Origin of the sequence: Marinomonas sp. PE14-40 (genome assembly GCF_051623805.1) — a bacterium.
Classification (GTDB): Bacteria; Pseudomonadota; Gammaproteobacteria; order Pseudomonadales; family Marinomonadaceae; genus Marinomonas.
Genome location: NZ_CP130700.1, coordinates 1,664,507 through 1,690,800 on the forward strand (window position 1 = coordinate 1,664,507; position 26,294 = coordinate 1,690,800).

Here is a 26,294-nt window from a genome sequence, read left to right on the forward strand (position 1 = left end):
TAAGGACATAAAACCTAGCGTTTAAGAAATCATCCTTTTTGGGGGTAGGAAGCTATTTTTCCTGCCCTCTTTTTTTATAGCTTGCAGGCTAAATCTACTACCCTCTCATCTATTACTATCTCATCAACCACCCATGGAAAGTTCTTCTTAATATCAGGCAGTAGGGACAGGCTTAACTGCTTGGCACATTCCGCTAAGATGTTATCCACCAAACTTAGATATTCTTGATGTCGAGTCACTATGTAGATTTCACGGCTAAAAAGAGGTTGAGGCGCAGGTTGCATATGGACTTGATCGAGTATGTCTTTACATTGCATCAAACAAAGCGGTGTCGATAAGGCCCAGCCAAGTCCATCGGCGACCATGGAAAGTACAACACGGGTTGTATCTGCTTCGATTTTAAAAGGCACATTCATACGCATTCTAGAAAAGTGGGTATCAACTACTCGCCCAGAGGCAGAGCGACGAGAGTAACGAACAATAGGCAGTTCATAAGAGATAAGCTGCTGCCAAGTGACTGGCGTATCCCGCAATTCGGAGTTTTTTGGTAAAACCAATAAGTGGGGTTCTTGGCATAAAAAGTAGCGACTCAATCCTTCGATGCCATCAAGTGGGTCACTGGTGATAATGATGTCCACTTCTCGATTCAATAAGTCTTTCGCGATATTCGGCGAGATACCACTTAGTACAGAAACCTGTCGTGTTTGTTCGGTAAGTTTACGAATTAACGCGGGTGCAACATTGGTAGAAAGTGAATCAATGACGCCAATTTTCACAATAGGCTTTAGCTCATTTTGCTCACGAATAAGGGACACCACATTTTCAATTTCTGAAAACTGCCCTTCCAGTACTTCACGTAACATGACCGCTTCTGGTTTGAGCATTATTGGTCGCACTTCGCGATCAAATAAGCTTACTCCGAGAGACTCTTCTAGTTTTTGAATATTCTGTGAAACAGAGGATTGACCTAGACCAAGCGCCTTCGCAGCCTTCGTAAAACTCTGGTGCTGACACACCGCAAGGAAGGTATCTAGAGTCGTGCTATAAAGAAGAGAATGTACGTTATTTTTTGGTGTCGCAGTCATGTAAACTTCTTAAAGACAAATAACAAGGTTAGCATATGAGCGCCTGTTTTCTAAGCAGGTTTTAGCCAAATTCCATCTGCTTTTAGCACTCATTTCTTATATCTTTAAAAGCAAAAATCATGATCAAAATTAAGACGCTAATTCAAATCCTTGTTGTATAAAATTAGCAAGAGAAGGAAACAAAGGTTTGGGTAAATCTTGCCAATCAAACCATTGCCAAGTTAAGCATTTTTCAGGCTCAGTGAGCTTTAACTCCCCCGTGATTTGCTCTGTTTGTAGAAATAGCGTGACATAATGTTTGCCCACATCGGCAAACAAGTCATTTGTTACGCCAACATTAGTTAAACCTGAGATAGTGAGGTTTGTTTCTTCGAGGGTTTCTCTGATGGCGCAATCTTCAAAGGTTTCCCCGTATTCTAAATGCCCACCAGGTAGACCCCAAGTATTAGCACCATAAGCACCAATACGCTGTCCTAAAAGAATCTTGCCATCCTTTACAAGTAGGACACCTATCCCTACTTGAACCTGTTTATCTAGTTCCACCTGTATATCCTTCTTAACTAGTTAGCTGGATCTAATTTAAACAGGTCTTGTTTGTTAAAACTATGCAGACCTAGCCAAATCATTGGTAAAAACATGACAATGGCAAAGTTAGCCATGGCACCAAAAGGTAAAGTGTTAACCAATGCGACCATCAAGGAAGCCCCTGTCATTTGGAAGAAGCCTAATAAAGCTGACGCGGTACCCGCCCTCTCACCAAAAGGCGCTAAGGCTCCCGCATTAGATACGGCAAAGACAAAGCTCACACCTGTGCTCGAAATAAAGACAGGTATCATTAAGGCAAGTGGATCAAGGCTATCAATCACTAGCAACAACCAAACACCTGCGAACAAAGCTAACGACGATGCAAACTGTATTGCAAATTTACGCCCTACTCTGTCGATGATTTTAGGTGCTGTGAAAGAAGCAATAATATTAATAAAGGCATTGAAACCAAACCAAAGCGAGAAGGCAAAAGTCGTTTGTTTCATCACCACCATTAGCTGAACGGAAACCATGCTGATGTAAGCGATAATGATGCCCATAAACAGCATAACCATACCCGCATGAAAGCGGAATTTAGGGTTAATTAAGATAGGTTTATAACGCTCTAAACTGATGAGCTTCTTTTGTTTTTCCGTTTTAGCAGGCAAGGTTTCTGGCAGTTTTAGTATGATGACAAATGCCATCAAAATCGCATAGGCATACATAAGGATAAAGCCTGATTCCCAGCCCCACCAGTTCAACAATAGACCACCTAACATAGGCGCTAAAGCCGGTATCACACAGATTACGCCGTTTAAATAGCTGTAAATTCGACTGGCCTTTTCAAGGCTGTAACTGTCTCTCACACCTGAAATAACACACACAGAAATGGCACAAGCACCCAAGCCTTGCAATACACGAGAGAACCACAAGACTTCAACCATAGTCGCTAACGAGGCAATTAATGCACCACTAAAATACAAAGCAATACCCGATAAACCCAAAGGTTTACGACCATATCGATCGGCCAAAGGTCCTGCAATCAACTGCCCTAATCCCATGGCAGACAAATACATGGCAACCGAGGCTTGCACCCCATCAACATGGGTATTCATGGATTCGGCAATGGCGGGAATCGCAGGTAAATAGACATCTATTCCAAGAGGACCTAATAGGATAATAAGCAAAAATAGATAGAGAGAAGGTGGTTGAGCCATAAAGCAAGTATTCCAAAAAGCAGGTAGGACAAACATGATTTAATGTTTAATTAATGACTAGTTTAGTTTGATTTGAAGATGAAATATAATGACTTATCCGCCTCAAACTGTTTCCATTTTGGAATAATCCATGCAACTTGCTCAGATCGATCTAAACCTGCTCAAACTTATGCTGATTCTTTTAGAAGAAGGCAGTGTTAGCCGCGCAGCATCACAACTTAATTTGACCCAATCAGCGGTGAGTAAGCAGCTCACAAAATTAAGAGAACAAGTGGGTGGTGAACTCAAAGACCCTCTTTTTATCAAGGCGGGGACTGGTCTTAAAGCAACAGCGAAAGCCCAAGCAATGGAGCAGCCATTAAGGGAATGGATAAGACTTTATTGCCAGATGATGGTGCCAAGTCAGTTCGACCCAAAAGAAGATGAAAGAGAATTTAAAATCTCCATCGCCGAAAATGCCTTTCCTGTTGTGGTGCCAAGCTTTATGCAATCTCTGACACAAGCGGCACCTAAGGTAAAATTAAACATAGCCAAAACCCATTCCAAGAGTATTCAGCTGGTAGAACAAAGTCAGCTTGACCTTCTTATTATCGCGCGAGATACGGATTCACGAGCAGGCTTCCCATGGAACATTAACCATTTACCAGAGCTTCCAAAGGTGGTTTTATTTGAAGATGAGAATGTTTGCTTAGTGCGAAATGATCATCCGATTCTATCGGTAAAGTGGAATTTAGAGAATTTCCTTACCTTATCTCGCATTAAAATCAGTGTGGAAGAACAAACCCGTTGGCTATTAGATGAAGTGCTTTTAGCACAAGGCAATGAAAGTACTGATTTAGCCGTAGTAGCAGATTTTCACAGTGCAGCCCTACTTACCCAGCATTCAGATATGAGCATGATTTGCACCTCGGCTTTTGCCAATCAATTATGTGAACGATATCAGTTAAAGATGTTACCTATGCCTTTTCATCTAGCACCTGCAAGGTACTTTATGTTGTGGCCTGAAACCCAGCAGACAAACCCTGCCCATATTTGGTTAAGAGAATTTATTCAGCAAAAGTGCCTTGAAGGTGTAAAGATTAATCCTCCTACATCGCTTAATTAGAGTCGATTCTTCAGACGAAGTAACTTTATTCTAGCGGCAAAAAAGCCATCAAACAGGGGGATTTGATGGCTTTTAACAGACAATCTAAGCATTTTAATGCTTTAAAGCTAGACTTCTTTTAACCTAGCTTTTCAACATAGTTAAACAAGCTGAGCTAATGCAGACTCTAGTTTGTCTTTAAGCTCTAGGTTAGATAGTTCGCCTTTTTCAAGATCGAAGTTGTCATAAAAACTTGGGATAGAAAGGTCAGCTTTTACATTACCTGCAAAATAAGGTGCTGATGTCTTCGCCTGAGCCAGTACAGTAGCTGCGCCACCAGGGCCAGGTGATGTTGCTAGAAGAAGCGTTGGTGTTTCTTGATAAACCTTCATATCAACACGTGATGTCCAGTCAAAGATGTTTTTATAAGCAGCCGTGTAAGTACCATTGTGCTCAGCAAAAGAAATAATCAAAGCATCAGCTTCGCCAATTTTTGCATAAAAGTCTTTTGCTAATTGTGGCAAGCCAGACGCGTTTTCTCTGTCGCTGCTGTAGATAGGCATTTCGAAATCGTTTAGATCAAGGATCTCAACTTCTACATTGTCTTTTTGACCAAGAAGATCAGCAGCATAAGTTGCTAATTGCTTGTTTAGAGACTGAGTGCTGTTACTTGCTGCGAAGGCTAATACTTTCATAATGTTTCTCTCATCTAATTCAGTGTGAAGCTGCATCAAATTGGTGTGCAGCTGATCGATGAAGTTATATTAGACTATCAACACTTAATGATTAATCCATATTTTGTAGAATGATAATTTCCATTTGGCTCTTAATCAGAAACAAGGCACACTAGAGTGAATTATCTAAATTAGAACTCGAACGTATGACCTATAACGCGCAACTTTTAGACGGCATGGTAATTTTTGTAGAAGTCGTCAATAGCGGTAGCTTTACTCAAGCGGCTCAAAACAGCGGCCACTCTACCTCTTATATTAGTAAAGAAATTCATAAATTAGAGTCGCGCTTAGGCTTGCGCCTGATGCACAGAACAACACGGTCGCTCAGCTTAACTCCTGAAGGCGAGGCTTATTATAGGCAGTGCTCTTTGATTATTAATCAAGCAGAAGAAGCTGAATCAGCCTTGAGTGGCCAACAGCTTGAACCTAAAGGCAATTTGCGTATTAGTTGCCCAACTAGCTTTGGTTTATCTCAAATGCCTTGTATTATTGCAAAATTTTTAGATCGCTACCCTCTCGTTAATCTTGATGTTGACTTAAATAATCGCAAAGTCGATATGATCACAGAAGGTTATGATATTTTGGTTCGTGGCGCTCATCAGTTGGATGACTCTAGCTTGATTAGCCGTAAAGTATATTCATCCCATGCTGTGACAATTGCATCACCTGCATACCTAGAAAAATATGGAACACCTGTTCATCCAAACGAATTAATTAACCATCAAACGATTTCCTATTCTTATGTCAAACAACCAAATATTTGGCAATTTGTTGATGAAGAACAAAAGCCTTTCCAAGTACCTGTCGAAAGCCGATTACTAACAAATAACTCAGAGCTAGAATTGATCTTATGTGCCGCAGGAAATGGCATTACTCGTATGCCTAAGTTCAATCTTGGTGATGAGATAGAAAGCGGTAAGTTAGTCCAACTTTTTGAAGAGTATGACCGGCACAAAATCGATATCTATCTAATTTATCCTAGCCGCAAGCATTTATCCTCTAAGGTCCGCTGTTTTATCGACTTTGTTAGTGAAGCACTAAATAAAGACGGTTAAAAAGCTAAACACAAGACACAAAAAAGGGCCATACGGCCCTTTTTGTTTATCTCTGCTCTTTCAACAAAGAGGTATTAGCTAAGTAAGTCAGATTGTGCCTGAGCACTTTTACCTTCACCCACTTTCACTTCCAATGCGTCCACACGTTGGAAACCACGAGGCAGTTTCAGCCCACGTCGTCCACGCTCACCTTGGAATTCATTTAAATCTTTTTGCGTGAATGACATAAAGCGCTTACCAGAATGAGCCTGCAATAAGTCATCTGCCAACACACTTGCCATGGCAATCACATACTCTTCATGGCTCGCTGCACGAGAGGCTTGGATGCTAATCATCTTGTTACCCTTACCTTTCGCCATTTGAGGTAATGAATCTGCTTTAAAGGCTAGCATACGGCCTTCATTAGAAGTCACTACTATATGAGAGCTTGCAGGATCAGAAACGCTAATTGGCGTGAGTACTTTCGCCGAAGTCGGTAAGGTTAAAGTTGCCTTACCTGCTTTATTTTTAGCATGTAGATCACCCAGCTTAGCAATAAAGCCATAACCTGCATCACTGGCAATTAAGTAGAATGTATTATCTGCATTCAACATGGCAGCGACTATGGTGACATCTTTCTCTAAGCTAATACGCCCTGTAATTGGCTCGCCCTGACCCCTTGCTGATGGCAAGGTATGCGCTTTGATCGAGTAGCTACGCCCATTAGAAGCAAGCAATACCAAGGTTTGATTACTACGCCCTTTACAAGAAATGGAGAATTCATCTCCAGATTTGTAGTTAAGAGCCAGTGGATCAACATCATGGCCTTTAGCGGAACGTATCCAACCTTGTTTAGAGATAACAACAGTCACAGGGTCGTTAGACAGTAAATCTTCTTCACTGAAAGCCTGAGACTCTTTACGCTCGACAATCGGTGTACGCCTTTCATCACCATGAGCATCAACCGCTTCTTGAATCTCTTCAGTAATCAACTTTTTCAGTTTACGATCTGAGTTAAGTAACGCTTCAAGCTGCTTACGCTCTTTTTCTAACTCGTCCTGTTCGCCTTTAATACGCATTTCTTCTAGTTTTGCTAGATGACGTAATTTCAGCTCTAAGATAGCTTCCGCTTGAATATCTGTTAAACCAAAACGAGACATTAGCTCTACTTTTGGCTTTTCTTCATTACGGATAATTTCTATTACTTCATCAATATTCAAAAAGGCAACTAATAAACCTTCAAGGATATGTAGACGATTAAGGACTTTATCTAATCTAAACTGCAGACGCTTACGTACGACATCAATTCTAAATTTAAGCCATTCGGTTAAAAATGCTTTTAGCCCTTTCACATGTGGCAAACCGTCTAGGCCAATCACATTCATGTTAACGCGATAAGAGCGTTCAAGGTCTGTCGATGCAAATAAGTGCGTCATGACAGCTTCCACATCAACCCTGTTAGATTTAGGCACTAGCACTAAACGTGTTGGGTTTTCATGGTCAGACTCATCACGTAAGTCCACTATCATAGGCAGTTTTTTAGCCTGCATTTGTGCGGCTATCTGCTCTAAAATTTTAGAACCTGAAGCGTAATGAGGTAACTCATTGATTACTATGTCACCATCTTCCATCTCATAACGAGCACGCGCTTTAATTTGACCTTTACCTGTTTCATAAAGCTTTTTGATGTCAGCTTTTGGTGTCGTGATCTCACCACCTGTTGGGTAATCAGGACCTTGTACAAAGTTCATCAAATCATCCAAATCAGCGTTTGGATTGTTCAGTAAGTGAATACAGGCATTACCCACTTCTGTCAGGTTGTGTGGCGGTACATCTGTTGCCATACCCACAGCAATACCTGTAGTACCGTTTAATAACAGGTTAGGTAATCTAGCCGGCAAAACAGAAGGTTCTTTTAATGTGCCATCAAAGTTTGGAGCCCAATCAACCGTGCCTTGTGATACTTCACGCAATAGCACATCAGCATACTTAGACAATCGAGATTCGGTATAACGCATGGCAGCGAAGGATTTTGGATCATCTGGTGCACCCCAGTTACCTTGACCATCAACCATAGGGTAACGATAAGAAAACGGCTGGGCCATTAACACCATAGCTTCATAACAAGCACTATCACCATGGGGATGGAATTTACCCAGCACATCACCCACTGTACGCGCTGACTTTTTATATTTCGCCGTTGCTTTTAAACCCAGCTCGCTCATGGCATAGATGATACGCCTTTGAACTGGCTTAAGTCCGTCACCTATATGGGGCAAAGCCCTGTCGAGGATGACGTACATGGAATAATTTAAATAGGCTTTTTCTGTGTATTCCTGCAGGGACAGTGTTTCGTTCTGCTCGAAATTTGACAACTCGCTCAAGGATGATTTCCTTCTTACAAAATTTGGCCAGCACTTAGAGTGAACTAAGTCTTTGCTTCCCTAATCTTAATTAGGATGAAAAATATGGGCTCTACTATAAAGAATTGCAGCCAATGCCCGCAACTTTATCGACCTTTAAATGCTAAATAAACAAGATGAGTTGATGAAATCTAAGCCTGCTGGTTAGATTTTCGTCATTTTTACCTTAACTCATTCATAAGCCAGTTAATTAGCCTTGATTTTTGGTTTGAAGAATCGAAAAATAAGGCATAATAAATGCAATTGAAACCGTCTCTTTACTTTATGAAGGAAGTAAAATGAATTTAGCCGATCCAGCCAAAGCCACTTACCCAAGCCCGCAACATGCGCTTGGCCTAGCGAGCAAAAGGCGGATTCTGTGCAATGAAAGTCATTTTAGAATCTATCATGAAAGTGTCATTCAAAATGAACAACACAGCCGCTTTTATCACTTCCCTAATGATGCCTTTGTTTTTTTACTAAATGGCCAAGCCTACTTAAGTGATGCCGATGTTGGCACTGCATTAAATCAATACCAAGGCGCTTGGATTAAGCCTAACAGAGCTCACAAACTGGTTTTGTTATCTCCTTCGGTAGAGTTACTGATCGTGGCTTACCAAGGTAACCTAGCCCCATGTGCTAACGACTATTACTTAGTGAACCAAAGCGCTAAAAGCAAAATCGAAAACAACGACAGCATTAATCGACAAACAATTAGTTATATCGACAGTTTGAGTATTGACCTTGAAACCTATAAAGAAAATGAAGCTGAATATCTGCATTATCACAGACATTCAAGACAATTTATTATGTCGCTAGCAGGTGATTTCAACCTGCAGCTGGATAAGAAAGAAGTGCTACTAGGCCAGTTTGATTGGGCTTTGGTAAATGAGAAACAAAGACATAGGCTTAAAAACCTTAATCAAGATACTAGCCTGTGCTTGAGCATTTATAGCCCGCCTCCCGCAAAAGATAGAGTGCTGGTGATTAAAAAGAAATAACGAGTCTTTGTACAAACAGACGTTACAAAATCGACACCTAAAGAAGCCTTAAGAACGCAATACCTTGGCCGTGAGTATATGGTCTTCCCAATTACCGGCTATCTTCAAATACTTTTCTGCTCTACCTTCTTCAGCAAAACCTAAACGCTTTAAAACTGCGCCACTGGCTTGATTTTTAGGCATATAATTCGCCATAAAACGGCTAATATTTTGGTTTTTATGCATGTAATCGATTCCTGCGGAAATAGCCTCGTGCATTAACCCTTTTTTCTGTTCTGCTTCAGCCAAACTGTAACCAAGATAACAGGCTTGGAAAACGCCTTGAACAAGATTGGAGAAATTACAGTAGCCTAAGATTTTTGTTTGTTCTGGATTTAACAGAAAAAATGCAAAGGCTTGGTGCTGAAGGAAGTCCTTTCGACACTGTTTAATTCGTTGAACAGAGGTTTCCAGTTCATAATAAGAATCATGCCTTGCTGGCTCCCATTCTTTGAAGAAAGTACGGTTTTGGCACACATAATCATGTAATAACGGCGCTTGCTCAGGTGAGAGTATTTTCAATACGCCCCGTTCGGTTTTAATCTCAGGAAAACGAACATGAACTATTTCATTGTCAGGAGCAACAAAGTTTTTTTGCTCACGCACTTCGACAATTCGAAGCTGGTAAGCTTCGAACCAAAAGTTCTCTCCAAGACTTTCGGCCCTAGTATACAAAGAATGGGCCTGCCAAGCATGAATACTATCGACATCTTGCCAATATGAAATATAAATATTTTCTTCATCTTGGGCTTGTTCCATGCCCAGATAACCCTTTTGCTGTGTTGCTACTTGCATCATTTTATCCATCATGATTTCAAATGCAGCATGCGCTGAATTCAGCCTTACCGTTAAAATAGCGGCATAATAAGGTAACTCAACAGATTCACTAAACATCAAGCGACTTCCTTTTTAGCTCTTTGAGCAAGAGGGTTTATTTCAGTTTGCCTAATTATTCCAAAATTCACAGATTTTTCTACGAAAGTTTTGAGTATCATCCTGCTCAAGCATACTTTGGCGACATTGATTAGCTGTGTCAGACCCTATCTTTTCCTCGAATAGATTTACTATCGCTAAAATATAGGCCGCTGACATTTCTGGGTGACCCTGAGTTGTCAGCACCTGCTGTTGATAACGGGTCACATAAAATGGACAAAATTCGCTGGCTGCTAATACTTCAAAACCGGATGGCATAGTGTCGACTTGATCCTGGTGGAAACTTAGCAACACTAAGCTCTCATCCTTCTCATTTCTCTCACCCTGTTCATTGCTCAGGGAAAGCCATTGATTTTGATAGTGACCTATCCCCCACCCTTTATCGGATTTAGCCACATTGCCACCTAATGCCATGGCAATAGCTTGATGGCCAAAACAGATGCCGACCAGCTTTTTATTCGCTTTAAATACAGCGCGAATGGTATCGAACAAGGGCGCTAACCAAATATGATCTTCATATACGCCATGCTTGCTACCTGAGACAATAAAGCCATCAAACTCTTCAATATTAGGCAAATGCGTGTCTTTGCTTTCTGGATACAAATACACAGGAAACACAGTCAATTCATCGTCTTCATTTACCAAATGACGGAACATATCTTGGTAGTGACCAAACTCATCATGCAGCTCTGCACTAATATCATCACACAGTAATAAGGCTATTTTCATACTCTATCCTATCGCAAAAAACTTTGCTAAATTTTTAATCACTTGGATTAACGGCAAATAAAATTCATTAAAAAAACGCGCAAAATCAGAAGTTTGTCTATAGTTAGAAGTGACAGGTAATTATGGCTTTTGATTTGGAACCATTACTATACTGCTACTGATGCTATAAGGCTCAGTCGGAGCATGTCCATCATTAGGACTCAATCAAAAGATTAGCAAAAGCGCAGTATCACTTGTAGGACTGTCAGGCAATTCAGTTTCTGTATTGCTATCAAATCGAATGCCGTTTCCCCCTTTAACGGTATTCTCTTAGTAGATTCTTAGCCCGTGTTTTGCACGGGCTCTTTTTTGCTTATCCCACGTTAAAATCGGATAAGCAAAACATTCAAGCAAGCAAATGATGCTATCAAGCTCGCTATTACAATCCAATACCCACTAAGGGAGATATCAGAGTTTACCTCTTTGATTAATTCTCAACAGTTTAAGTTAGGTAGGTGTAACCCTTAAGTACTTTCTCACAACGCTTGAGCAATGCATCTTGCTCCACTTCATCAAGCTTGCTTGAGACTATTTTCTCCTGATAACGTGCAATGAGTTCATGCTCCTTATAACTGACATACCTAAGCACATCCTGCACTCTATCTCCCATGAGGACATGATCAACGTTGAATCCTTCATCGGTGAGATAGACATCCACAGAGCTGGTATCTCCAAATAGGTTATGTAGATCACCCAAGGTCTCTTGGTAAGCACCTACAAGGAAAAAACCAAATAGATAATCTTCATTCTCTTTAGGTGGCGGAGGTAAAGGTAAGCTTGACTCAAGACCTTGACCATCGACATAACGATATAAGCAGCCATCGGAATCACAGGTAATGTCCTGTATTTTTCCTCTAAAAGACGGCGCTTTATCTAAGCCTTGTAATGGAAGTACTGGGAAAACTTGGTCTATTCCCCAGGCATCAGGCATTGACTGAAACACAGATAAGTTAACAAATACTTTTTGCGCTAATCTGTCGTTTAGTTCGTCAATAATGGTTCTATGGCCTCGGTTTCTATTATCCAATCTTGGTAATAGTAAACGGCAAGCGGCAGTAAACAGGTTTTCTGCTTGCGCTCTTTGCATCAAGGCTAATTGGCCATGGTTATACAAAGACAGCGCTTCGTTAAAATCATCCCATAAATCATGGTAAAGCTCGACTAAAGAGCGCTTATCATGCACCTTACCTTCTAATGCTTGTAACGACTCCCATAGCCTCATAACAACAGTTTGATCATCCTGTTCTGGTTCTTGGGTGACTAATGGCTCTTCTCCATGAGAAAAGACATTCGTTATCATCATGGCGTGATGAGCCGTAACAGCCCGACCAGATTCAGAAATTAAATTTGGATGGGGTAAGTCATGTAATTGGCAAATGTTATGGAAGGCAAACACTACATTGTTCGCATATTCACTGATGCTGTAGTTCGCAGAGTAAGCACTCTGACACCTTGTACCTTCGTAATCGACACCTAATCCACCACCAACATCAACCCATTGTACTTTGGCTCCTAGGCTATGCAGTTCGGCATAAAAACGGGCACACTCTTTCAAACTATTTTGAATATCTCGAATACGTGTGATTTGTGACCCTAGATGAAAGTGAATCAACTCAAGACAATGCAACATGTCACATTGACGCAAGGTTTCTATGGCACGCATTAGTTGAGAGGTCGTTAAACCGAATTTGGACTTATCTCCACCGCTATTGTCCCAATGAGTGGTGCAGGTGGATGCGAGTTTAATTCTGATACCTATTCTAGGTTTTACCGATAAACGTTCGGCTTCTTCTAGGATCCAAGCAAGTTCATGCATTTTCTCAACCACGATGAAGACTTTGTGGCCCATTTTCTCAGCCATAAGCGCAAGGTGGATAAACTCTTTATCTTTATAACCATTACAAACAATCACACCATCTGGACTTTGATGCATAGCCAACACAGCCATTAACTCAGGCTTGCTCCCTGCTTCTAGACCAACGGACAGTGGGTTTTCTTTTTGAAAACCTGTTATTTCTTCGACTACACGACGTTGTTGATTAACCTTGATAGGATACACAATGGCGTAATCACCGCTGTATTGATAAAAATCGATCGCCTGATGAAAAGAGCTGGTGATTTTACTAATACGTGAATGCAGAATATTCGGAAAACGCACCAAGGTAGGAAAAGGAATATTCTGTTGCTGCAATTCGGCTGCCAACTTGGTTAAATCAATGCTTTGCTCTCTATCTGGGCGCGCTTCCACATTGCCATTTTCATTAATCGAAAAGAAACCACCACTCCAGTGATCAACATTATAAAGTTCGATTGAGTCTTTGACAGACCAAGTTGCCATAGTGCCTCCTTAAAACAGACACATCTAATTACTTTCAAAAGTCATTAGAAAAATAGAAAAAAGGCTGACCTTATGGGATTACCACAAGATCAGCCTGTCTTAAAAGCGAATAAGTAATTAAGTACTAAATCGCATCAATAACATACTGAGGTAACGCAAAAGACGCCTGATGTACCTCTGGGGTATAGAAACGTGTGCTAAAACCAGCTGCATCAAAGCGCTCTCTTAGTGTCTTAGCATCTAACCCTCTTAAAGCTTGGTTGTCAGTTGCCCAAGCAAACGTCATTATGCCACCGACATAAGTTGGTACAGCGGCTGAATAAAAAGATTGATCAGCAAAGTAAGGCTTTAGTCTTTGCGCTGTGGTGGTTACTTCTTCAATTTGCATGAAGCTGACACCATTTTGCGCGACAAAAACACCACCAGGTGTTAAGCAGCGTTTGCAGCCTTCATAGAAACGCGAACTAAAAAGTACTTCACCAGGACCAATTGGATCTGTGCAGTCAGATATAATCACATCGTACTTTTCTTCATTTTCATTAACATAATCAACACCATCAGCGATAACCACCTTGGTTTTCTCATGTTCATATGCCCCAGCAGAGTGATTTGGCAGGTACTTGGTACACATGTCCACTACGGCTTGGTCTATCTCTACTTGCGTTACTTGCTCTACGCTAGGATGACGTAATACTTCACGTAACATACCACCGTCACCACCGCCTATGATTAATACTTTTTTAGCATTGCCATGAGCAAACATAGGCACGTGCGCCATCATCTCATGATAAATAAATTCATCACGTTCCGTTGTCTGTATAACTCCATCTAATGCCATAATACGACCAAACTGACTATTATTAAAAATCACTAAATGCTGGTGATCTGTATCAATTTCAAATAATACCTCATCAACCTCAAAGCTTTGTCCATAGCCTGTGTGTAGTGCTTCAGTTAATAATCGTTTTGTCATAATTTTCTCCTAACCTAGATGTCACTATTTTAACAACAGAGTTTGTCGTTTCTTATGCATCTATTCTCTGGCAAATATAATTTCTAATGATGAAAAAAGGGAACCAATAGGCCCCCTTTTTTAAGTTTCTTTATGAAAGATTTTCTAGCATCTATATATCTAAAAAGCCTTTTCATAGCAAGATTTTTTACTATTTCAATAAATAATCTTAGGAAACATGCTCCCCATGTGCTTGTTTATCAGCATGGTAAGATGAACGAACTAATGGTCCACAAGCAGCATGCTTAAAGCCTAACTCTTTAGCCACTTCTTCATAACGAGCAAACTCTTCTGGTGGTACAAAACGTGCCATTGGGAAGTGATGCTTAGAAGGCTGTAGATACTGGCCGATAGTCAACATATCAACATTGTGAGCACGAAGGTCTTTCATTACTTGAACGATTTCTTCGAACTCTTCACCCATACCAACCATAAGGCCAGACTTAGTCGCTACATCTGGGCAACGATCTTTGAATTTCTTCAATAGATCTAGTGACCATTGGTAATCAGAACCAGGTCGAACTTGACGGTACAAGCGCGGAATAGATTCTAGGTTATGGTTAAATACATCAGGTGGCGCAAGCTCTAGAATGTCTAATGCTTTGTCCATACGGCCACGGAAGTCTGGAACCAGAGTTTCAATCTCGATGTTTGGAGATTCTTTACGTGTTTCGTTAATGCATTCAATAAAGTGCTGAGCACCACCATCTTTTAAGTCATCACGGTCAACTGAGGTGATAACCACATACTTAAGCTTCATATCACGGATAGCAGCAGCAAGCTCTTTTGGCTCATCCGGGCTTAATGCATTTGGTCGACCATGTGCAACATCACAAAATGGGCAACGGCGTGTACAAATCTCGCCCATAATCATAAAGGTCGCTGTGCCATTACTGAAACATTCGCCAAGGTTAGGGCAATTTGCTTCTTCACATACAGACGCTAATTTATGGTCACGAAGTGTTTTTTTGATACGAGCAATTTCTGGAGAAGCTGGCATTCTGACACGTAACCATTCTGGTTTACGTGGGATTTCTTCAGTAGGAATCACCTTAACAGGGATGCGTGCCATTTTTTCGGCACCACGTAATTTTTCACCTTGTACAGCGCGTTTTACTTGTGTAGTCATTTCTTAATTCCACCCTTGTTGGATAGTCGGACTTGGGTGTCCGAGCAGCTCAGCTAACTGATTCGCTAACTGAACGACAACGTGCGGAAACATCACATTGTTGTTGAGATGTTTCATATCTACCATTTGTAAGCCTTGGTAGCCACACGGATTAATACGGTCAAAAGGGGAAAGATCCATATCCACATTTAAAGCTAGTCCATGAAAGGAGCACCCTCGCCTTACTCTCAGCCCTAATGACGCTATTTTTCTTTCATTAACATAAACACCTGGAGCATCCGCTTTTGGATAGGCGTCGATATCATTTTTTTCGAGCGTATTTACCACAGAATTTTCTAATAGGGTAACTAGATCGCGCACCCCTATTTGTGCACGTTTCAAGTCCACCATAACATAGGCAATTAATTGACCTGGGCCATGGTAAGTAACTTGACCACCTCTATCAACTTGAACGACAGGAATATCCCCGGGCGCGAGTAGATGCTCGGACTTACCTGCCTGACCTTGAGTAAAAATTTGAGGATGCTGTAACAACCAAATCTCATCAGCCGCGCTTTTATCACGCGACTGAGTAAATTCTTTCATTTTTTCCCATGTATCACTGTAATCAACAATGCCAAGGTCACGACAAATTAACTTCGGCATTAAATAACCATCTTCACAGCTGAATGTGCCATCAAATCTTTATGTAAGGCAGCCAGTTGTGTTTCACCTGTCGCTAGAATGCGATAAGTAAAACTTACAAAGCGCGCTTTAGAAGAACGTTTTGCGGTAACAGAATCTGCTGTTACTTCTGGTGCATACTTCTGCATGCACTCAGTCAACTCTTTTAAAAGATTTGCACCATCTGTTGCAACTACTTTTACCATGTAGTTTTCACAAGGAAACTCAATTTTAACTGCCTCTTCAGAGACATCGACAGCTTGTTTACCGTCGGTTTTAATCAGTGCCATAACGTTTTCTCAGTACTACTTAAAACAAATTCATAAAGAATAGTTTTATGCTATCTAATAGGCGTTTAAAGAAACCACCTTCTGCAACATTTTCAAGAGCAACCACATCTCTCTCTAAAATGATGCCATCATCACCTGTTACTACTATCTTACCTAAAACATCACCAGCACTAATTGGTGCTTTAATTGTAGGAGAGATTTCTAAAGTAGCAGGAATTGCATCTGCTTGACGTCTTGGGATTGTTACCAATACATCTTCTACGAAACCAATTTTAACAGTTTCAGCTGCGCCACCCCAAACTTTACTTTCGTTGATCACTTGGCCACGGCTATAAAGTTTACGTGTTTCATAATAACGGAAACCGTAATTCAACAGTTTCTGCGTCTCATTAGCACGGGCTTCGCTGCTTTTTGTACCCATTACAACAGAGATAAGTCGTGTGCCATTACGCACAGCTGAAGCCGCTAGGCAATAACCAGCTGCTTCAGTATGACCTGTTTTAAGGCCATCAACTGTTTTATCACGCCATAAAAGCTTGTTACGGTTTGGCTGGCGAATATCGTTGTAAGTAAAGTATTTCTCAGAATACATAGGGTAGCTATCAGGGAACTGTACTATTTTAGCACGAGCTAATACAGCTAAATCATAAGCACTTGAAAAGTGACCTTCTGCTGGATAGCCGGTTGAGTTAACAAAATTCGAGTTATTCATTCCAAGTAACTGAGCATGCTGATTCATCAAATCAGCGAAAGCACCTTCACTACCAGCAATATGCTCAGCAACAGCAACACTTGCGTCATTACCAGACTGGATGATAATGCCACGCATTAAATCTTCTAAACGAACTTTGGTGCCCTCTCGTATAAACATACGAGACCCTTCCATGCGCCAAGCTTTTTCACTCACTCTTACCATATCGTCTAATGCAATATTGCCGCGATTACGTTCATAATCGACAATATAAGCTGTCATTAATTTGGTAAGACTTGCAGGTGGGTATTCTTTTTTGGAGTTGTGCTCAACCAGCACTTCACCGGTATAAGCATCTAGCAATATATAGCTAGTTGCAGATAACTGAGGTGGCGCAGGAATTAAAGTCGGAGCGGCATAAATAGATGTGACAAAACTCAACATCAGTGCGGCGAATAAAATAAATGGTCGTTTCATATCCAATTTTGTGCTTTCCAAAGAATGAAGTGCGAATGATACTAGAGGCCTTAATCAATCTCTAGCCTGAATCAACATTAAGGTGTTAGATTTACTCTAACGGGTTTACTAAACCCTTGATCGAGCAACTTATTGCTCCAAATATTCATATCTTGCGTATTAGCAAATGGTCCCACCATCACTTTGTATAATGCTCCCGTTTGCTCACTCACAAAAACACTAATACTGGTATCAAACTCTTCAACCAGTCTTTGCTTTAATGCTTCTGCTGAGGCCAATTTACTGTAAGCCCCCATTTGTAGGTGGGTAAAACTGACATCTGCTTTTACTTCTACTGGTGCTGAAATAGCCACAGGTGTTATTACCTTAGTTGTGACCTCTGGTGCTTGATAAGGTTCGCCCTTTTCTGGTGTTATCGCTTCGATCCTTACTCTCGCTAGCCCTTTAGTATGGTAATCAAGCTTCACCGCTGCAGCATAAGACAAGTCAACGATACGTTTACTATGAAATGGCCCCCTGTCATTGACCCTAACAATCACACTCTTATTATTATCAAGATTGGTGACTTTCAAGTAAGTCGGTAAAGGGAGGTTTTTATGGGCAGCTGAATAATTGAACATGTCATAGGTTTCACCGTTCGAGGTGGTATGACCATGAAACTTTTTCCCGTACCAAGAAGCAGTACCGGTTTGCACAAACCCTTTAGCAGAATCCATGACATTATAAGACTTACCCCAAACCTCGTACGGATTCTTGTTACCCCCACGACTTTTTGGCTCCCACTTTGGAGTGAGCTCAGGTAATAATTCAGTATTAACAGATTCAGTTGGTGCGGTATCTTGCAACTGAGTATAACGACCACCACCTGTGGCTTTGTCATACTCAGCCTGTGTCATATTACGTGGAACAGACTTATTCTTACTAACGTTGTTGTTCCAAACCGTTTGGGTATTACTACAACCGACTAAAAATATTGCCACTCCGGCTACAGTTAATATGGATTTCATTAAAGACGTATCTCCTTGGCTAACTCAAGCACAGCCATAGAGTAACGGCGGCTTGGGTTATAACGCATGATGACAAAAAAATTCTCGTCCGCTAACCAATAGTTATATTTTTCATCATCTACTTGCAAACCAATTAGCCCAGTTTGCGCTTTTAATTTATTGATCTCTTTACCTATGCCAATGGCTTGCCATTCCAATAGGGATTTTTCAGGTTTTCTACCTTTATTAATCCACTCTTCCCATTGCTGTTTGCTCGCTACATTAGCGGATGTTGCCACGATCACGCCGCGGCTATCCTGCCAACCATGATGACGAAGGTAATTAGCAACACTGCCAATAGCATCAGGAATAGAGTGCCAAAGATCGACCTTTCCATCTTGGTCAAAATCCACAGCAAGCTTGCGATAATTAGACGGCATGAATTGAGTCATGCCAAGCGCACCAGAATATGAACCTTTGGTGTTTCCTATTTGCCATTGATTCTCTCTGACTAATAAAAGGTAAGCCTCTAACTCGGATTGAAAGTAATCAGCTCGTCTTGGGTAATCAAATGCGAGTGTGGAAAGCGAGGTAAAAACATCTCTTTTACCTGTAATACGACCATAAAAGGTTTCAACACCAATTAAAGCAACAATGATTTCTGGATTAACGCCATATTCTTCTTGCGCTTTTTTTAGCCACTTCTGATTCTTCTTAATGAAACGCTTGCCTTCACGAATTCTACTCGACTCTACAAAACGCGTTCGATACTTATAGTAAGGCGTAAGGACTTCGGGTTGATTGTTGGATTTTGAGATGGTCTTTTTACGTGCCTGAATTTTAGCAAAAGCAGCTTGAAGTAAGGCGCCGTCATACTTGTGAGTAGAGACCATCCTTTCAATAAATTTTTGCACATCAGGTTTAGCTGCATAGGAAGTTTTGAAGTCTTGGCTATTGCTATGCAAGTTATCACTGATATTTTTATGTTTAACTAAGCTTTGTTTTTCACCATCTAATAAAGCCAAGGTTTGCTCAGCAACTAGGGGATTTTCTGTTACAGGCGCGGCTACTTGCGCCTGAAGACCGTCTTGTGAACACGCGGTCAACAAATAAGCCATACCAATAACTAATAAAGGTCTCATCATTTTCTCGCTCTTTTATGAGTGTGAATGGACATCAATATCCCGAACGTCGACATAATAGTAATAATGGATGTACCGCCATAACTCACTAAAGGTAATGGCACACCTACAACAGGTAATAAGCCAGATACCATGCCTATATTAACGAAAATATAAACAAAGAAAGTTAAGGTTAAGCTACCTGCTAACAATCTAGCATAATTATCTTCTGCAAAAGCAGCGATATATAAACCACGAGCAATAATTAACAGATAACCCGTTAGCAAAATTAGGCAACCAAACATACCAAACTCTTCTGCTAACACGGCGATAATAAAGTCTGTGTGACTCTCTGGTAAGAACTCTAACTGCGCTTGGGTACCACTCAAAAACCCTTTACCTTCTAGACCGCCAGAGCCAATAGCAGTCTTAGACTGAATAATATTCCAACCAGAACCTAAAGGGTCACTTTCAGGGTTTAAGAAAGTCAGTACCCTTTGTTTTTGGTAAGCATGCATCACCTGCCACAAAAAGAAGCCTGCGATAGGAGCAGACAACGCCGCCCCTAAAATATAGCGCCAGCCTAAACCCGCTAAGAAAAGAGCAAAAATACCCGAGACACCAACAAGTAGTGACGTCCCTAAATCAGGTTGTTTAGCGATAACAATAACAGGTACTGCCACCATAATAAGGACAATACTTATATGCTTAAATTTAGGTGGTAGATGACGATTAGAAAAATACCAAGCCACGGCCATAGGCATGACGACTTTCATTAACTCTGAGGGTTGAAAACGACCAATACCCGGTATTTCTAACCACCTTTGAGCCCCTTTTGCGCCCACCCCAAAAAAAAGCACCATAATTAACAGGCTAAAAACACCCAAGTATAATAAAGGAGACAAGCGTCTTAAAAACTTAGGCGGAACTTGTGCCAGAAACAGACAGGCAGCGAATCCAATCGATAAGCGCACAAACTGCCTTTCGACCATAGCCACATCTTGCCCAGAAGCAGAATAAAGTATGATAAGGCCGCCGCCAGCCACTAGCGCTAAGGAGGCAACAAGGAAAAAATCAATATGAAGGTCACGCCAAAATTTCGCGTTACTGAAGGCCCTTAGTTGAGCATAAAAGCCTTTATTCATTAGAGCCAACCTTTAAATGATTATATTTACGCGGGTATTTACCTAGTATGTAGGCATCAAATAATTTTTTGGATAAATCTGCGGGCTTAGAACTACTGCCACCATTTTCATAAATAGCAAAAATAGCAATATCAGGCTTTTTCGAAGGAGCAAAACCAATAAATAAAGCATGGTCATGGAGTTTTTTAGCGAGTTTATCTGCTTCGTATTCTTCATCATCCTGTAGACTGAATACTTGCCCCGTCCCTGTCTTACCAGCAATATCATAACTGGTACCTTGTAAGCGCCTTGCCGTACCATGGTCATCCGTTATGACTTTTTTCATGGAATTAACCATGCGCTGCCAATCAGCTTCGCGTCTTAAGCTAATTCTCTTAGAAACCAATTTATTTTCTGGCCACTCAATTGACTCACCTGAAACAGTTTTTGCCATGCGTGGTGCTAACCACTGACCTCGGTTAGCCAATGCTGTCGTTGCTGTTGCTATTTGCAATGGTGTAGCAACCATAAAGCCTTGTCCAATGCCGATATTGACTGAGTCACCAGGGTACCAAGGCTCGCCGTATTTAGATTTTTTCCATTGGTTTGAGGGAAGCAAGCCTGCATTCTCACCATACAAATCCAAGATATTTTTTTCACCATAACCAAACCTTGATAGGAAGCTATGGATAGGTGAAATCCCCATTTTATGGGCAAGCTGATAATAATAGGTATCAACTGATTCAATAATTGAGCGTTCTAGATTAACCCAGCCATGCCCGCCTTTTTTCCAGTCTCGATAACGTCTACCGTCAGGATTGATCTGATAAGCACCTGATGCATAATAGCGCTCAGTCCATGAAGAGAATTTATTTTCAAGCCCTGCTAATGCCATAAAGGGTTTAATAGTTGATGCAGGAGGATAACCGCCTTTTAAAGCACGGTTGAAAAGAGGGAGTTTAGGCGAGTCTCTTAATTCAGCGTATTCTTTCACACTGATACCACGAACAAACATATTCGCATCGAAGCCAGGCTTACTGACAAACGCAAGTATGCCACCCGTATTTGGATCCATTGCAATTACGGAACCAGTGTAATCACCTAATAAATCATAGGCGTACTGTTGAAGTCTGGCGTCTAAATGAAGCTGAATAGCTTTACCAGGTACAGGGTTTTGTCTTTCCACTTCGGACATGATACGTCCGCGGGCACTGACTTCTACTTTGCTAAATCCAGGAAAGCCGTGTAGCTCTTCTTCGTAAAATCGTTCAACACCCGATTTACCTAGAAATAGGGATCCTTGATATCTTTGCTTATCAAGTTTTTCCAAATCTTTGGTGTTAATTCGGCCAACATAACCAATCGCATGAGCAAACGCTTCGCCATAAGGATAAAAACGCGTTAATTGGGCTTCAACTTGCACCCCTTCCCATTTATAAAGATCTACAGAAAGTTTGGCCCAAGCTTTATCACTAAGATGGGATTTTAATGTAATAGATTGATAAGGACGTCGGTAGGCTTTGCGCCTTTGATTGAAGTCATCCCATTCCTCATCGGTAATTTCGATAACATCGGCCAACTCTTCGCGAAAAGCATCCATGTCTTTCACACGTTCTGGCACTATGGTCAAACTGTGGATTGGCCGATTATCCGCTAGAACAAGACCATTTCTATCATAAATCAATCCCCTTGAAGGGGGCTCTGTCACCAGCTTTAAACGGTTTTGATCGGCTTTGGTTTGATAACGTTCAAACTCAACAACTTGAAGATAAAATAGACGTCCAATTAAAACAGTAATTAACACCATCACAAAGATGGCAGCAAATACGATTCGTCGCTGAGTGAGATTTTGTTCTAATTTATAATTACGAAAGTATTTTTGGCCAGCATCCATACCGAATTAATTACCTATGATACGGGTGATTATTCATGAGGGTCCAAGCTCGATAAATTTGCTCAGCCAAAATCACGCGAACGATAGGATGAGGCAAAGTTAACTTGGATAATGACCACAATCTATCAGCTCGAGCGCTACATCTTGGATCAAGCCCATCTGGGCCGCCGACTAATAAACTAATATTATTGCCTTCCATGCGCCAATTCTCAGATTGCTCTGCTAATTGCTCTGTTGACCACTCTTTACCCAAAACCTCCATTGCGATTACCTTATCATTAGCAGGAATGGCATCCAACATAGCATCACCCTCTTTACGAATGGCTTTTGCTATATCGGTATTCTTTCCCCTTGGAGACATAGGAATTTCAACTAACTCCAAGCTAAAATCCTTTGGTAAACGCTTACTGTAATCAGTAAAACCGTCGGTAATCCATTTTGGCATTTTTGTGCCAACTGCAATGAGTTTTATTCTCATTTAATGACTTCACCTTATTTAAGCTGATTTAAAAACAAGCTAATTTTGATCATGAGGTTTGGGTAATACGAGTAATTCAGTTACCTAAATTAAATGCTTTCTGGGGTAATATCCCATAATTTTTCTAAGTCATAAAAAGAACGAGCTTCTTCTGTCATTACATGAACAACAACATCATATAAGTCAACCAAAACCCAGTCGTTACCCATAGAACGGCCTTCTGAACCTAAAGGCTGTAAGCCATTTTGCTTAAGTGTATCGATAACATTTTGGCCTAATGCATTCACGTGACGCTTAGAAGTACCGCTACAGATAACCATAAAGTCCATCATGTCAGTGTGTGACTTAACATTAAGCACAGTGATCTTGTCACCTTTCACATCTTTCAAGGCTTCAACGGCAAGTTCTAAAATTTGATCACTTGTGATTTGTGTATCGCTCATAAAATTCTGTATTCCTATTGATAAAGTGTGTGCTGGTTTATGTATGCATGTACGGATTCAGGCAATAAATAAGCAATCGACTTATTCTGCTCACATAATGTACGTATCATGCTTGATGAAATCCCTAATTCTGTCAGGGCTTCCATATGAATTTTGCCAGCGGGAGCGGATTGTAACTCAGCCGCCGTTTTAGCACGACTCTTTTCAATCAAGTCTTGCAAATCCAAAGTAAATTCTGGATGCCAACCTGGTCTTGAGACAACCAGAATATGAGCATAGTTCAAAATACTTTGCCACTTATGCCAACTAGGTAATGAAATAAAGCTATCCATTCCCATCACCATGGTAATGCAAGCGTCTGGACCTAGCTCTTGTCTCAATTCGATTAGAGTATCTATGCTGTAGCTTCGTCCTGTCCGTTTTATCTCTCTATCATCCACCAATAACCCAGAATGCTGACTCACAGCTAAAGAGACCATATCAAGTCTTTGTTTTGCTGTAATCGAAGGATGGGATTTATGTACTGGAATAAAACAAGGGACTAAACGTAGTTCAGTAAAATGAAAGCGGTCGACTATGTCGACCGCGATTCGTAAATGTCCATTATGAATGGGATCAAATGTCCCACCCATAATGGCAACACTTACTTTTTCATTTGTTTTCTCATGCTCGTTATTAGATTCTGCCAACTTAATTGTCTCTTGTATGACCGTCACCTAACACAACATATTTTTGGCTCGTTAAACCATTTAAGCCTACCGGTCCACGGGCATGGATTTTATCGGTAGAAATGCCAATCTCCGCCCCAAGACCATATTCAAAACCATCGGCAAATGCGGTTGACGCATTTACCATGACAGAAGAAGAATCAACCTCTGTCATAAAAACACGAGTTTTTGAATAGTTTTGAGACACAATGGCATCAGAGTGATGTGAACCATATTGATTAATATGCTCTATCGCCTCATCCATATCGTCAACCAATTTAATAGAGAGTTTAGGTCCATGATATTCCATATACCAATCTTCTTCAGTAGCCGCTCCCACATTAGCAAGTAAAGCTTGTGTGGCTTCACAGCCTACTAGCTCCACGCCTTTTTCGGCATAAATATCAGCCAATTGAGGTAATACTGTTTGGGCAACAACCTTATGGACCAATAAAGATTCCATGGCATTACAAACACCATAACGGCGAGTTTTCGCATTAACCGCTATTTTAATGGCCTTATCGATATCTGCTTCGTCATCAATGTAAACATGACAGTTACCATCAAGATGCTTAATAACTGGCACGCGAGCATCATTAGAAATACGCTCAATCAGCCCTTTACCACCTCTTGGTACAATCACATCCACATAGTCAGGCATGGTAATTAATTCACCCACAGCCGCCCTATCTGTCGTATTGATTACCTGTACTGCATGCTCAGGCAAGTTAGCCACTTTTAAACCTTCAACTACCGCTTTAGCAATGGCTTGGTTAGAATAATAAGCTTCACTACCACCACGTAATATTGTGGCATTACCTGATTTTAAGCAAAGGCTTGCAGCATCTATTGTCACATTAGGACGAGACTCATAAATAATACCAACCACACCTAATGGCACACGCATTTTACCTATTTGAATGCCAGAAGGACGGTACGCCATATCTGTAATTTCACCAACAGGGTCTAATAGACCTGCCACTTGGCGAAGGCCTTCTATCATGCCGTCAATACGTGCTTCAGTTAGTGCTAAACGATCTAATAAAGCAGCATCTAAACCTTTGTTTTTTCCGTTTTCAAGATCTTTGGCATTTTCAGCTAACAGTTGAGGTCGTGCCAGATCCAAAGCATTCGCCATAGCATTTAAGGCTGCGTTCTTATCTTGTGTCGACGCGCGTGCTAGTTTCCTTGAAGCCGCTCGGGCTTGTTGGCCAACTTGGATCATGTAATCTTTGACAGTCATCTTCTTATCTCAAACTAATTAACTAAAAATGAAAATTCAATCGACAAGCCTAGGTTACCTAGACGTGTAAAAGGTATACTAACAAAATTCTCAGGTGAATTACTGCCCATCCGCTTTTTTTTCGAGGATTATTTTGTCTCTCAACGCTCAAACAAATCATCAAGCTTTTCAATTAACTAGCATAGGAATCGTACATTCTTGTTATCAGCAAAAATTCGGCATTCCAAGACAACCCGGATTAGTAACAGAAGCTACCGCTAGAATTGAATTATTACCGCCATTTAACCGACTCGATGTGCTGGACGGCCTTGAAAATTTCTCACATATTTGGGTGCATTTCATCTTCCACGCTTGTATTCAAGATGGCTGGAAAGCAAAAATCCGCCCTCCTCGTCTTGGTGGTAAAACTAAAATGGGGGTATTCGCTACAAGGGCAACCCACAGACCTAACCCCATTGGTTTATCTGTCATAAAATTAGGAAAAATTTATCACGAAGGTAAAAAGGTCTTTATCGATTTACATGGCGCTGACTTATTAGATGGCACCCCAGTGATAGATATTAAGCCTTACTTACCTTATGCAGATATCGTAGAAGATGCTAAAGGTGGCTTTGCGCCTATATCTACCGTGACGCGTCCTGTCGTTTTCAGTGAACAAGCTGAACTAGACTGTCAAAGCTATACTCTAGATACAGGGCGAAACATTCGTGATTTAATTGAGCAAATTGTTAGCCAAGATCCTAGACCCGCTTATTTGGTTGAAGAAACCAATAGAGAGCATGGCATGCAACTCTGGGACATCAATATTAAATGGCAAGCCAAAACAGATCATTTTGAAATTTTACGCTTAGAAGCAGCCACCTCTTTGTAAGTGGC

General features: G+C 40.9%; 25 protein-coding genes. 4 read left to right on the top strand and 21 right to left on the bottom strand.

Going from position 1 to position 26,294, the window contains the following annotated elements:
• Positions 1-74 precede the first annotated feature (74 nt).
• The 3 genes from Q0A08_RS07625 to Q0A08_RS07635 form a co-directional block, all read right to left on the bottom strand.
• Positions 75-1,085: a LysR family transcriptional regulator gene (locus Q0A08_RS07625; RefSeq protein WP_438465964.1), complete on the bottom strand. Its 1,011-nt coding sequence runs from the start codon at positions 1,083-1,085 to the stop codon at positions 75-77.
• Between the two features lie 129 nt (positions 1,086-1,214).
• Positions 1,215-1,628 (bottom strand): nucleotide triphosphate diphosphatase NUDT15, encoded by a 414-nt coding sequence (locus Q0A08_RS07630; RefSeq protein ID WP_438465966.1) that lies wholly within the window; start codon positions 1,626-1,628, stop codon positions 1,215-1,217.
• Positions 1,629-1,645: 17 nt separating this feature from the next.
• Complete coding sequence (locus tag Q0A08_RS07635; RefSeq protein WP_438465967.1) at positions 1,646-2,827, bottom strand: multidrug effflux MFS transporter; 1,182 nt, start codon at positions 2,825-2,827, stop codon at positions 1,646-1,648.
• Positions 2,828-2,957: 130 nt separating this feature from the next.
• Here Q0A08_RS07635 and Q0A08_RS07640 point away from each other — a divergent pair, with 130 nt between their 5' ends.
• Positions 2,958-3,932 (top strand): LysR family transcriptional regulator, encoded by a 975-nt coding sequence (locus Q0A08_RS07640; protein ID WP_438465968.1) that lies wholly within the window; start codon positions 2,958-2,960, stop codon positions 3,930-3,932.
• A gap of 140 nt (positions 3,933-4,072) precedes the next feature.
• Here the strand turns inward: Q0A08_RS07640 and Q0A08_RS07645 are convergent, their stop codons facing one another.
• On the bottom strand, positions 4,073-4,606 hold the full coding sequence (locus Q0A08_RS07645; protein ID WP_438465970.1) for an NADPH-dependent FMN reductase: 534 nt from the start codon (positions 4,604-4,606) through the stop codon (positions 4,073-4,075).
• Between the two features lie 185 nt (positions 4,607-4,791).
• Between Q0A08_RS07645 and Q0A08_RS07650 the strand changes: the two genes are divergently transcribed.
• The gene (locus Q0A08_RS07650; protein WP_438465972.1) at positions 4,792-5,700 is read left to right on the top strand and encodes a LysR family transcriptional regulator; all 909 of its coding nucleotides are present in this window, start codon (positions 4,792-4,794) and stop codon (positions 5,698-5,700) included.
• A gap of 74 nt (positions 5,701-5,774) precedes the next feature.
• On the opposite strand, the gene parC is transcribed toward Q0A08_RS07650, so the two are convergent.
• Entirely contained in the window at positions 5,775-8,063 is a 2,289-nt protein-coding gene (gene parC / locus Q0A08_RS07655; RefSeq protein ID WP_438465974.1) for a DNA topoisomerase IV subunit A, read from the bottom strand.
• Between the two features lie 317 nt (positions 8,064-8,380).
• Here parC and Q0A08_RS07660 point away from each other — a divergent pair, with 317 nt between their 5' ends.
• Complete coding sequence (locus Q0A08_RS07660; RefSeq protein ID WP_438465975.1) at positions 8,381-9,082, top strand: cupin domain-containing protein; 702 nt, start codon at positions 8,381-8,383, stop codon at positions 9,080-9,082.
• Between the two features lie 48 nt (positions 9,083-9,130).
• On the opposite strand, the gene Q0A08_RS07665 is transcribed toward Q0A08_RS07660, so the two are convergent.
• The 16 genes from Q0A08_RS07665 to Q0A08_RS07740 all read right to left on the bottom strand — a co-directional run bounded on the left by Q0A08_RS07665 (position 9,131) and on the right by Q0A08_RS07740 (position 25,418).
• Positions 9,131-10,015: a GNAT family N-acetyltransferase gene (locus Q0A08_RS07665; protein WP_438465977.1), complete on the bottom strand. Its 885-nt coding sequence runs from the start codon at positions 10,013-10,015 to the stop codon at positions 9,131-9,133.
• Positions 10,016-10,066: 51 nt separating this feature from the next.
• Positions 10,067-10,783, bottom strand: a complete 717-nt coding sequence (locus Q0A08_RS07670) for a type 1 glutamine amidotransferase (RefSeq protein WP_438465979.1) — start codon at positions 10,781-10,783, stop codon at positions 10,067-10,069.
• Positions 10,784-11,264: 481 nt separating this feature from the next.
• Positions 11,265-13,160, bottom strand: coding sequence for a biosynthetic arginine decarboxylase (speA, locus tag Q0A08_RS07675; protein ID WP_438465981.1), 1,896 nt, complete (start codon positions 13,158-13,160; stop codon positions 11,265-11,267).
• Between the two features lie 124 nt (positions 13,161-13,284).
• Positions 13,285-14,133 (bottom strand): polyamine aminopropyltransferase, encoded by an 849-nt coding sequence (gene speE, locus Q0A08_RS07680; RefSeq protein WP_438465983.1) that lies wholly within the window; start codon positions 14,131-14,133, stop codon positions 13,285-13,287.
• Between the two features lie 208 nt (positions 14,134-14,341).
• A complete protein-coding gene (lipA, locus tag Q0A08_RS07685; RefSeq protein ID WP_438465985.1) occupies positions 14,342-15,301 on the bottom strand; it encodes a lipoyl synthase in 960 nt (319 codons plus the stop codon).
• 3 nt (positions 15,302-15,304) lie between these two features.
• The gene (gene lipB, locus Q0A08_RS07690) at positions 15,305-15,946 is read right to left on the bottom strand and encodes a lipoyl(octanoyl) transferase LipB (RefSeq protein WP_438465987.1); all 642 of its coding nucleotides are present in this window, start codon (positions 15,944-15,946) and stop codon (positions 15,305-15,307) included.
• Entirely contained in the window at positions 15,946-16,254 is a 309-nt protein-coding gene (locus Q0A08_RS07695) for a YbeD family protein (protein WP_438465989.1), read from the bottom strand. The genes lipB and Q0A08_RS07695 overlap by 1 nt, the downstream gene beginning before the upstream one ends.
• A 19-nt stretch (positions 16,255-16,273) precedes the next feature.
• Positions 16,274-17,422 (bottom strand): D-alanyl-D-alanine carboxypeptidase family protein, encoded by a 1,149-nt coding sequence (locus tag Q0A08_RS07700; protein WP_438465991.1) that lies wholly within the window; start codon positions 17,420-17,422, stop codon positions 16,274-16,276.
• Positions 17,423-17,499: 77 nt separating this feature from the next.
• Positions 17,500-18,429 carry a septal ring lytic transglycosylase RlpA family protein gene (locus Q0A08_RS07705; protein ID WP_438465992.1) on the bottom strand — a complete coding sequence of 310 codons (930 nt, stop codon included), beginning with the start codon at positions 18,427-18,429 and terminating at the stop codon, positions 17,500-17,502.
• A complete protein-coding gene (gene mltB, locus Q0A08_RS07710; protein ID WP_438465993.1) occupies positions 18,429-19,553 on the bottom strand; it encodes a lytic murein transglycosylase B in 1,125 nt (374 codons plus the stop codon). The genes Q0A08_RS07705 and mltB overlap by 1 nt, the downstream gene beginning before the upstream one ends.
• A complete protein-coding gene (gene rodA / locus Q0A08_RS07715; protein WP_438465994.1) occupies positions 19,550-20,674 on the bottom strand; it encodes a rod shape-determining protein RodA in 1,125 nt (374 codons plus the stop codon). The genes mltB and rodA overlap by 4 nt, the downstream gene beginning before the upstream one ends.
• On the bottom strand, positions 20,667-22,547 hold the full coding sequence (gene mrdA, locus Q0A08_RS07720) for a penicillin-binding protein 2 (RefSeq protein WP_438465995.1): 1,881 nt from the start codon (positions 22,545-22,547) through the stop codon (positions 20,667-20,669). The genes rodA and mrdA overlap by 8 nt, the downstream gene beginning before the upstream one ends.
• 10 nt (positions 22,548-22,557) lie before the next feature.
• Positions 22,558-23,025, bottom strand: a complete 468-nt coding sequence (rlmH, locus tag Q0A08_RS07725; protein WP_438465996.1) for a 23S rRNA (pseudouridine(1915)-N(3))-methyltransferase RlmH — start codon at positions 23,023-23,025, stop codon at positions 22,558-22,560.
• Between the two features lie 89 nt (positions 23,026-23,114).
• A complete protein-coding gene (gene rsfS, locus Q0A08_RS07730) occupies positions 23,115-23,468 on the bottom strand; it encodes a ribosome silencing factor (RefSeq protein ID WP_046016397.1) in 354 nt (117 codons plus the stop codon).
• Between the two features lie 14 nt (positions 23,469-23,482).
• On the bottom strand, positions 23,483-24,157 hold the full coding sequence (gene nadD / locus Q0A08_RS07735) for a nicotinate-nucleotide adenylyltransferase (RefSeq protein ID WP_438465997.1): 675 nt from the start codon (positions 24,155-24,157) through the stop codon (positions 23,483-23,485).
• Between the two features lies 1 nt (position 24,158).
• Entirely contained in the window at positions 24,159-25,418 is a 1,260-nt protein-coding gene (locus Q0A08_RS07740) for a glutamate-5-semialdehyde dehydrogenase (RefSeq protein ID WP_438465998.1), read from the bottom strand.
• Between the two features lie 133 nt (positions 25,419-25,551).
• On the opposite strand from Q0A08_RS07740, the gene tsaA reads away from it, so the two are divergent.
• Positions 25,552-26,289 (top strand): tRNA (N6-threonylcarbamoyladenosine(37)-N6)-methyltransferase TrmO, encoded by a 738-nt coding sequence (tsaA, locus tag Q0A08_RS07745; RefSeq protein WP_438466000.1) that lies wholly within the window; start codon positions 25,552-25,554, stop codon positions 26,287-26,289.
• Positions 26,290-26,294: the final 5 nt, after the last annotated feature.

Excerpts from the sequence above, each read along its gene's own strand:
- Q0A08_RS07625 (WP_438465964.1), bottom strand. The coding sequence starts at position 1,085 with ATGACTGCGACACCAAAAAATAACGTACATTCTCTTCTTTATAGCACG.
- Q0A08_RS07635 (WP_438465967.1), bottom strand. The coding sequence starts at position 2,827 with ATGGCTCAACCACCTTCTCTCTATCTATTTTTGCTTATTATCCTATTA.
- Q0A08_RS07640 (WP_438465968.1), top strand. The coding sequence starts at position 2,958 with ATGCAACTTGCTCAGATCGATCTAAACCTGCTCAAACTTATGCTGATT.
- Q0A08_RS07645 (WP_438465970.1), bottom strand. The coding sequence starts at position 4,606 with ATGAAAGTATTAGCCTTCGCAGCAAGTAACAGCACTCAGTCTCTAAAC.
- Q0A08_RS07650 (WP_438465972.1), top strand. The coding sequence starts at position 4,792 with ATGACCTATAACGCGCAACTTTTAGACGGCATGGTAATTTTTGTAGAA.
- Q0A08_RS07660 (WP_438465975.1), top strand. The coding sequence starts at position 8,381 with ATGAATTTAGCCGATCCAGCCAAAGCCACTTACCCAAGCCCGCAACAT.
- Q0A08_RS07665 (WP_438465977.1), bottom strand. The coding sequence starts at position 10,015 with ATGTTTAGTGAATCTGTTGAGTTACCTTATTATGCCGCTATTTTAACG.
- Q0A08_RS07670 (WP_438465979.1), bottom strand. The coding sequence starts at position 10,783 with ATGAAAATAGCCTTATTACTGTGTGATGATATTAGTGCAGAGCTGCAT.
- speA (WP_438465981.1), bottom strand. The coding sequence starts at position 13,160 with ATGGCAACTTGGTCTGTCAAAGACTCAATCGAACTTTATAATGTTGAT.
- speE (WP_438465983.1), bottom strand. The coding sequence starts at position 14,133 with ATGACAAAACGATTATTAACTGAAGCACTACACACAGGCTATGGACAA.
- lipA (WP_438465985.1), bottom strand. The coding sequence starts at position 15,301 with ATGACTACACAAGTAAAACGCGCTGTACAAGGTGAAAAATTACGTGGT.
- lipB (WP_438465987.1), bottom strand. The coding sequence starts at position 15,946 with ATGCCGAAGTTAATTTGTCGTGACCTTGGCATTGTTGATTACAGTGAT.
- Q0A08_RS07695 (WP_438465989.1), bottom strand. The coding sequence starts at position 16,254 with ATGGCACTGATTAAAACCGACGGTAAACAAGCTGTCGATGTCTCTGAA.
- Q0A08_RS07700 (WP_438465991.1), bottom strand. The coding sequence starts at position 17,422 with ATGAAACGACCATTTATTTTATTCGCCGCACTGATGTTGAGTTTTGTC.
- Q0A08_RS07705 (WP_438465992.1), bottom strand. The coding sequence starts at position 18,429 with ATGAAATCCATATTAACTGTAGCCGGAGTGGCAATATTTTTAGTCGGT.
- mltB (WP_438465993.1), bottom strand. The coding sequence starts at position 19,553 with ATGATGAGACCTTTATTAGTTATTGGTATGGCTTATTTGTTGACCGCG.
- rodA (WP_438465994.1), bottom strand. The coding sequence starts at position 20,674 with ATGAATAAAGGCTTTTATGCTCAACTAAGGGCCTTCAGTAACGCGAAA.
- mrdA (WP_438465995.1), bottom strand. The coding sequence starts at position 22,547 with ATGGATGCTGGCCAAAAATACTTTCGTAATTATAAATTAGAACAAAAT.
- rlmH (WP_438465996.1), bottom strand. The coding sequence starts at position 23,025 with ATGAGAATAAAACTCATTGCAGTTGGCACAAAAATGCCAAAATGGATT.
- rsfS (WP_046016397.1), bottom strand. The coding sequence starts at position 23,468 with ATGAGCGATACACAAATCACAAGTGATCAAATTTTAGAACTTGCCGTT.
- Q0A08_RS07740 (WP_438465998.1), bottom strand. The coding sequence starts at position 25,418 with ATGACTGTCAAAGATTACATGATCCAAGTTGGCCAACAAGCCCGAGCG.